Consider the following 6,180-nt stretch of genomic DNA (forward strand, 5'->3'; position numbering starts at 1 on the left):
CGGTGTTCCCGGGCCTCGTCAGGGGCAGCTGACGCGGATGTCGCCCGGGTCGGTGGTGCAGGTGTCCGAGCCGGCGCCGCCGTTGGCGGTGTCGTTGCCCGAGGTGCCGTCGGTGGTGGTCAGGCGGTCGTTGCCGTAGTAGCCGGTCAGGGTGTCGTTGCCCGGGCCGCCGTTCAGGGTGTCGTCGCCGAAGCCGCCGTCGATGTTGTCGTTCCCGAAGCCGCCGTGGACCGTGTCGTTGCCGTAGCTCGCCCGGATGGTGTCGTTGCCGCCGAGGCCGCAGATCACCTCGTTGCCGAAGCCGCCGTTGATGGTCTCCGCGGCACTCGTGCCGATCACGGTGCACCCGCGCGCGTTGTTCACCGAAGTGGTCGCGGTGGCCGTGTTGTTGGAGGTGACCGGGTCCTGCGGCGAGCCGCTGACGCCGACCGAGTTGGTGAGGGTTCCGACGGCGCGGGGTTCGGCCGTGACCGTGACGGTCGCGCTCGTGCCCGGGGCCAGGGAGCCGAGGGCGCAGGTGGCACCGGTCGTGGTCGTCGTACAGGTGCCCTGTGAGGGAACGGCCGAGATGAGCGTCGCACCGGCTCCGGAGAGCGAGTCGGAGAGCGACACGCCGGTCGCGGTGGCCGTGGACGTCGTGGCGTTGCCGACCGTCACCGTGTAGGTGGCGCGGTCGCCGATGCTCACCGTGGTCGTCCCGGTCTTCGTCACCGACAGGTCCGCGCTCGGCGGGGGCGTACCGTCACCGCCCTGGTAGCGGGCGAGGGCGAAGGCGAAGCCCGCTCCGTAACCGGCCGCGACGATCTTGCCGTCGGGCTGGACGAGCACACCACGCGCCTCGTCGAAGTCGTTGAAGCCGGTCACGACGAAGCCGTCGCCGCCGAAGCCGGTGTCCACCGAGCCGTTGACGTGGAGACGGGCCAGGCCGAAGTCGTTGGCCTCGGAGCTGTTCGGGTCGTCCGCGCGGCCGGCGAGCACGATCTTGCCGTTCTGCTGGAGCGCCAGACCGTACGCGATGCCTCCGTCGCCGGGGGCGTTGACCGACGTACGGCCGCCCGTGCCGAAGCCGACGTCAGGGGTGCCGTTGGCGTTGTAGCGGAGGACGGCGAAGCCGAGGCCGCCCGAACCGGCGGCGACGATCCTGCCGTCGGGCTGGACGGCCACGGCGTTGCCGAACTCGGTGCCGCCGAAGTCCGCGGTCACCATGCCGTCACCGCTGAAGGTGGTGTCGAGGGTTCCGTTGGAGTTGTACCGGGCCACGCCGATGTCGAAGGCGGTGTTGCCCACATAGCCGACGGACACGATCTTGCCGTCCGGCTGGAGCGCCATGCCCCGTGCGATGCCGCCGCCGTCCTGCGGCGAGGTGGGGGTGAAGCCCGCGACGACCGCCCCGTCACCGCCGAGGGCGGGGTCGAGGGTGCCGTCGGCGGCGAGGCGGACGAGCGCGAAGCCCCCGCCGCCGCCCTTGCCCGCGGCGACGATCCTGCCGTCGGGCTGGACGGCCACGTCCGCGCCGTCCGCGGACCCGCCGAACTCCTCGACGCGCACCAGGCCGCCGTCGCCGAAGGCCGTGTCGAGACTGCCGTCGGTGTTGTACCGGGCCACGGAGAAGAAGCAGCAGCCGCCGCCCTCCTCTGCGATCACCTCGGTGGTGCCCGCCACGACGATCTTCCCGTCGGACGGCTGGATCGCGACGGCGTTGGCGGTGTGACCGCCACCGCCGAAGTCGCTGGTCACCGTGCCGTCCCCGCCGAAACCGGTGTCGAGGCTGCCGTCGGTGTTGTAGCGGGCGAGCGCGAAACCGGCCTCGCTCACACCGACCACGACCAGTCTGCCGTCGGCCTGCCGCGCGATGTCGTGGCCTTCCGCGTACCCGGTGATCGGGGTCGTCACCCGGCCGTCGGGACCGAACGTCGGATCCAGATCGCCGGGCGCGGCGAGCGCGGTGCCGGGCAGGGCGAGGACGAGCGCCATGGAGAGCGCGGCCGGCACCCCGGCCCTCCCGCCGGGCCTGCGCCGCCGAACCGCCGGTCTCAGCTGTACGTGGGTCATCTGCGTACGAACCTCCGTCTTCGTGGTGTACGGGGAGCAGCGCACAGCTTGGTCCTGGAGCGGGCCCCCTTCCCGCGGGCCGTGCCGGACTACGCTCACCGGCCCCCGGGAACCACCCCCGCGAGGGAGCGCACGGGGCGCGATCCCCGTGTGCCGGATCCCCGTGCCGGATCGTCGCCGGGGCGCTCCCTCCCTCGGTGGGCGTGCGGTGGCTGCTCGGTGGTCGGCCATGTGGGGCGGGGACCGATCCCCTGATGTGATGTCAGGGATGGTTCAGGGTGAAGCCGGGGGCGGTCCCTGGCGCGGTGGGCCGGCCGGGTGGACAGACTCGAAGGAGTCGATCACCGTCTTCCCGAGGGAGTCCCGATGCGTCACTCCTCGTCCCTGCCGTTCCGCATCGGCTCCCTGTTCGCGCGCTGAAGGGCCGGGTCCCCAGCAGCGGGGGCCGCGCGGGCACCGCGTACCCTCGCATCGGACACCGCCACGGCCTCGCCGGGCGCGGGACCAGCAGGTCGAGCAGGTCGAGCAGGTCGAGCAGGCGAGCAGGGAACGGGACATGACTCAGGCGCGCGGGCAGGGGACGGAGCCCGGTGAGGGCGAGCGGGATCGGGATCGGGCGTCGACGGTTCGCGTCTTCATCGCCCTCGCCCCGCCCGACGAGGCGAAGGACGAGCTGGATCGGGAGCTCCGCCCCGCCTACGACACGTACCCGCAGATGCGGTGGAACCGCATCGAGGACTGGCACATCACCCTGGCGTTCCTCGGTGAGCTGCCGGTCGGGACGGTGCCGCTGCTCCGGCCGCCGCTCGCGGACCTCGCGGCGTCGCGTGGGCCGGTGGAACTGGCACTGCGGGGCGGCGGGCACTTCGACGAGCGGGTGCTGTGGAGCGGGATCGACGGTGACGTCGACGGACTGCACCGGCTCGCCGCCGACGTGCGCGGTGTCGTCAAGGACTGCGGCGTCCCCTTCGAGGACCGGCCGCTGCGCCCCCATCTGACGCTGGCCCGTGCCCGCCGCGACGACGAGTCGAGCGTGATGGACGTGGCCGCCGGTCTCGCCGGCTTCGCCGGTCGCCCCTGGCGGGCCGAACGGCTGCACCTGGTGGGCAGCAACTTCGGCCGGGGTCCGGGCCCGATCCGGTACCGCGACATCGAGGCCTGGACGTTCGGCGGGCGCTGATCTCCCCCTGCCGGTGCCGCACCCGGATTCCCTGACGGCGCATCACCGCGGTGTCCGTGGCTGCGAGGATGCCCGGTATGGAGACGACACTGAACGGCCCGCGCGCCTCTGCCGCGGTCGGTGATGCGGGGTGGCGCTATCTGCTGGGCGGCCTCCGCACGGCGGTCCCGGTCGGGTCGCTGGCGCAGGCGGCCGACGTCGCGGCGCTCGCGGTCACCGCGTGCGGTGACGACGCCGACCGGCATCTGGCCCTCGACCTCCGGCGCGGGCGGGTCCTTCTGACCCTGCAGTCCGCCGAGCACGCGGGCGTCACCACCGTGGACGTCGAACTCGCGCACCGGGTGTCCGCCGCCGTCGGCGGAATCGGGCTGCGGACCGAGCCCGAGATCGCGACGGGGGCACCGCGGTCGCTCCAGCTCCTGGAGATCGCGATCGACGCGCTCGACATCGCCGCGGTCCGGCCGTTCTGGAAAGCGCTCCTCGGGTACGCGGACGAGCCGGGCCCCGACGGACTCGTCGCCCCGCTCGTCGATCTTCTCGGGCAGGGCCCGGCGGTGTGGTTCCAGCAGATGGACGTTCCGCGCCCGCAGCGCAATCGCATCCACTTCGACCTCTGCGTGCCGCACGACGAGGCGCCGCGGAGGATCGACGCCGCGCTGACGGCGGGCGGCCGTCTCGTGTCCGAGGACCGGGCCCCCGCCTTCTGGGTCCTGGCCGACGGCGAGGGCAACGAGGCCTGTGTCACGACCTGGCAGGGGCGTGACGGCTGACACGGGCGCGACCGCCGGAAGGTGTCTTCCGTCCGTCCCCGGAGCCGCCGCCGTCCGCGCCGGCGCCGTGGCGTCCGTGCCGTCGAAACCGACCGGGGGCGCCTGTGCGTGTTTCCCTGTGCAGTGATCGCTCCGGAAAGGGAATCACCTTGTCCATCACAGGTTTCAGCCCGTCCCGTCGCAGTGTGCTCGGCCTCGGTGCCGGTGCCGCGCTCGCCGCCGCGTTACCGCTCGGCGGGACTGCGCACGCCGCCGCACCCGGCGGGGAGGACCTCGTCGCACGGCTCCGGGAGCTGGAGGAGCGGCACTCCGCACGGCTCGGGGTGTTCGCCCACGACGTGCGGACCGGGCGCTCCGTCGCGTACCGCGCCGACGAGCGCTTCCCGATGTGCTCGGTCTTCAAGACCTTCGCCGTCGCGGCCGTGCTGCGCGACCTCGACCACGACGGATCTTTCCTCGCACGGCGCATCCGGTACACGGACGCGGACGTCAAGCGGTCCGGCTGGTCGCCCAGGACGGAGCTGCCCGAGAACCTCGCCAACGGGATGACCGTCGCCGAGCTGTGCGACGCCACGCTGCGCTTCAGCGACAACACCGCCGCCAACCTGCTCCTCCGCGAGCTGGGCGGTCCGACCTCCGTCACCCGGTTCGCCCGGTCGATCGGCGACCGAACGACCCGGCTCGACCGCTGGGAACCCGAGCTGAACTCGGCGGAGCCGTGGCGCGAGACCGACACCTCGACGCCCCGCGCCGTCGGACGGAGCTATGGACGCCTCGTCCTCGGCGACGCGCTCCCGCGCCGGGACCGGGAGCGGCTCACGGGGTGGATGCTCGCCAACACGACCAGCGGTGAGCGGTTCCGCAAGGGGCTGCCCGCCGACTGGATCCTCGCCGACAAGACCGGCGGCGGTCGCTACGGCGGCAACAACGACGCGGGCATCACCTGGCCGCCGGACGGCGGCCCGATCGTCCTCACCGTGCTGACCACGCGGTTCGTGGAGGACGCGGCGCCCGTCGACGCGCTGGTGGCGGACGCGGCCGCGCTGGTGGCGGCGGAACTCGGCTGATCGGGAAGAAGAACTCGAAATAAATGGCTTGAGCGTCGCCGCGGGCTTTCCTAGGCTGTGGTCACACGCTGAAAGGAGGTGATCCGAGAACATGGTTTCTTTTCGGATTCGTGAGGTGACTGCGGGCTAACGGCCTGCCGTCGCACTCTGTGCACCTCGGCAGGTCATCTGCCGAAAACCACGCAGTCACCCGACCCGTGGGCCGCCGGTAATCCGGCCGGCTCCCGTCCGAACTCGAGCGGACGGGACCAAGGCCCGCGGGTCGTCTGCGTTCCCGGCCCTCTGCACCCCCTCCCCCTACGCCTCCACACTCGCTACTGTGAGCCGGATCACAGGGAACCTTCGGACGGTGCCTCTCCTCCTCGGGGTGTCGGCGCGCTGCGGCGCCGGCCTCGGAACGAAGGGGAACCCCATGGCGGTCACCGACATCGAGCGGCCTCGCACGATCATCGGCGGGCGCGGCGTCGCCGCGCTGCTCGCCGTCCTCGCGCTCGTGCATCTCTGCTGGGCCACCGGCCTGACCTGGCCCGCCGCCGATGAGCGGGCCCTGTCGCTCGCCGTCCTCGGCAGCGTCGTGTCGTTCGGGCCTGCCGTGGTCCTGCCGCTCGCGGCCCTCGAGGGGTGCGCGGCGTTCGCCGTCTCGCTCCACGCGCGCGGTGGTGGCCGGCGCCCCGGTATCCCGCGGTTGATCACGGCCGCCGTCGCCGCCGGGATACTGCTCCGCGGGGCCGTCGGGCTGGTGTGGATCGTCGTCGGCAAGGACGGCTCGGGAGCGGCGTTCCCGTGGCTGAACGCGCTGGTGTACACGCCGCTGTGCCTGGTCTTCGGAGGGGCGGCCCTGCGTGCCGCCCGCTGATCCCGTCCACGCCGCCGACCCCGTCGACCGGGGCGTCGGGCTGGTCCGCGCCGCCCGGCGCGGTGACACTCTGGCCCTGCACGACCTGCTCGATCACCTCACCCCGTACATCTCCCGGATCTGCCGTCCCATCGCGCTGGACGACGGACCGGACGCCACGCAGGAGGCTCTGGTGGCGGTCTTCACCTCGCTGCGTTCGCTGCGCGAGCCGGAGGCGCTGTACGGGTGGGTGCGGGCGATCTCCGTACGGGAGGC

At 72.8% G+C, this 6,180-nt stretch carries 5 protein-coding genes and 1 pseudogene; 5 read left to right on the forward strand and 1 reads right to left on the reverse strand.

All coding sequences use genetic code 11. The annotated features are described in order from the left end of the window. Positions 1 to 18 precede the first annotated feature (18 nt). Positions 19 to 2,052 (reverse strand): DUF11 domain-containing protein, encoded by a 2,034-nt coding sequence (locus AOK00_RS04300; RefSeq protein WP_055598978.1) that lies wholly within the window; start codon positions 2,050 to 2,052, stop codon positions 19 to 21. Between the two features lie 556 nt (positions 2,053 to 2,608). On the opposite strand from AOK00_RS04300, the gene thpR reads away from it, so the two are divergent. From thpR to AOK00_RS04325, 5 genes and pseudogenes are all read left to right on the forward strand, one after another. Then, a complete protein-coding gene (gene thpR, locus AOK00_RS04305) occupies positions 2,609 to 3,232 on the forward strand; it encodes an RNA 2',3'-cyclic phosphodiesterase (RefSeq protein WP_055598971.1) in 624 nt (207 codons plus the stop codon). A gap of 77 nt (positions 3,233 to 3,309) precedes the next feature. Continuing rightward, positions 3,310 to 4,002 carry a VOC family protein gene (locus tag AOK00_RS04310; protein ID WP_055598972.1) on the forward strand — a complete coding sequence of 231 codons (693 nt, stop codon included), beginning with the start codon at positions 3,310 to 3,312 and terminating at the stop codon, positions 4,000 to 4,002. 149 nt (positions 4,003 to 4,151) lie between these two features. Continuing rightward, positions 4,152 to 5,069 carry a class A beta-lactamase gene (gene bla / locus AOK00_RS04315; protein WP_079041834.1) on the forward strand — a complete coding sequence of 306 codons (918 nt, stop codon included), beginning with the start codon at positions 4,152 to 4,154 and terminating at the stop codon, positions 5,067 to 5,069. A 412-nt stretch (positions 5,070 to 5,481) separates the two neighbouring features. Next, positions 5,482 to 5,925, forward strand: a complete 444-nt coding sequence (locus AOK00_RS04320; RefSeq protein WP_055598974.1) for a DUF3995 domain-containing protein — start codon at positions 5,482 to 5,484, stop codon at positions 5,923 to 5,925. Beyond that, a pseudogene (locus AOK00_RS04325) lies at positions 5,912 to 6,180 on the forward strand (RNA polymerase sigma factor); the annotation flags it as partial. The gene AOK00_RS04320 and the pseudogene AOK00_RS04325, both read left to right, overlap by 14 nt.

The organism is Streptomyces aureus, assembly GCF_001418135.1.
Classification (GTDB): domain Bacteria; phylum Actinomycetota; class Actinomycetes; order Streptomycetales; family Streptomycetaceae; genus Streptomyces; species Streptomyces aureus_A.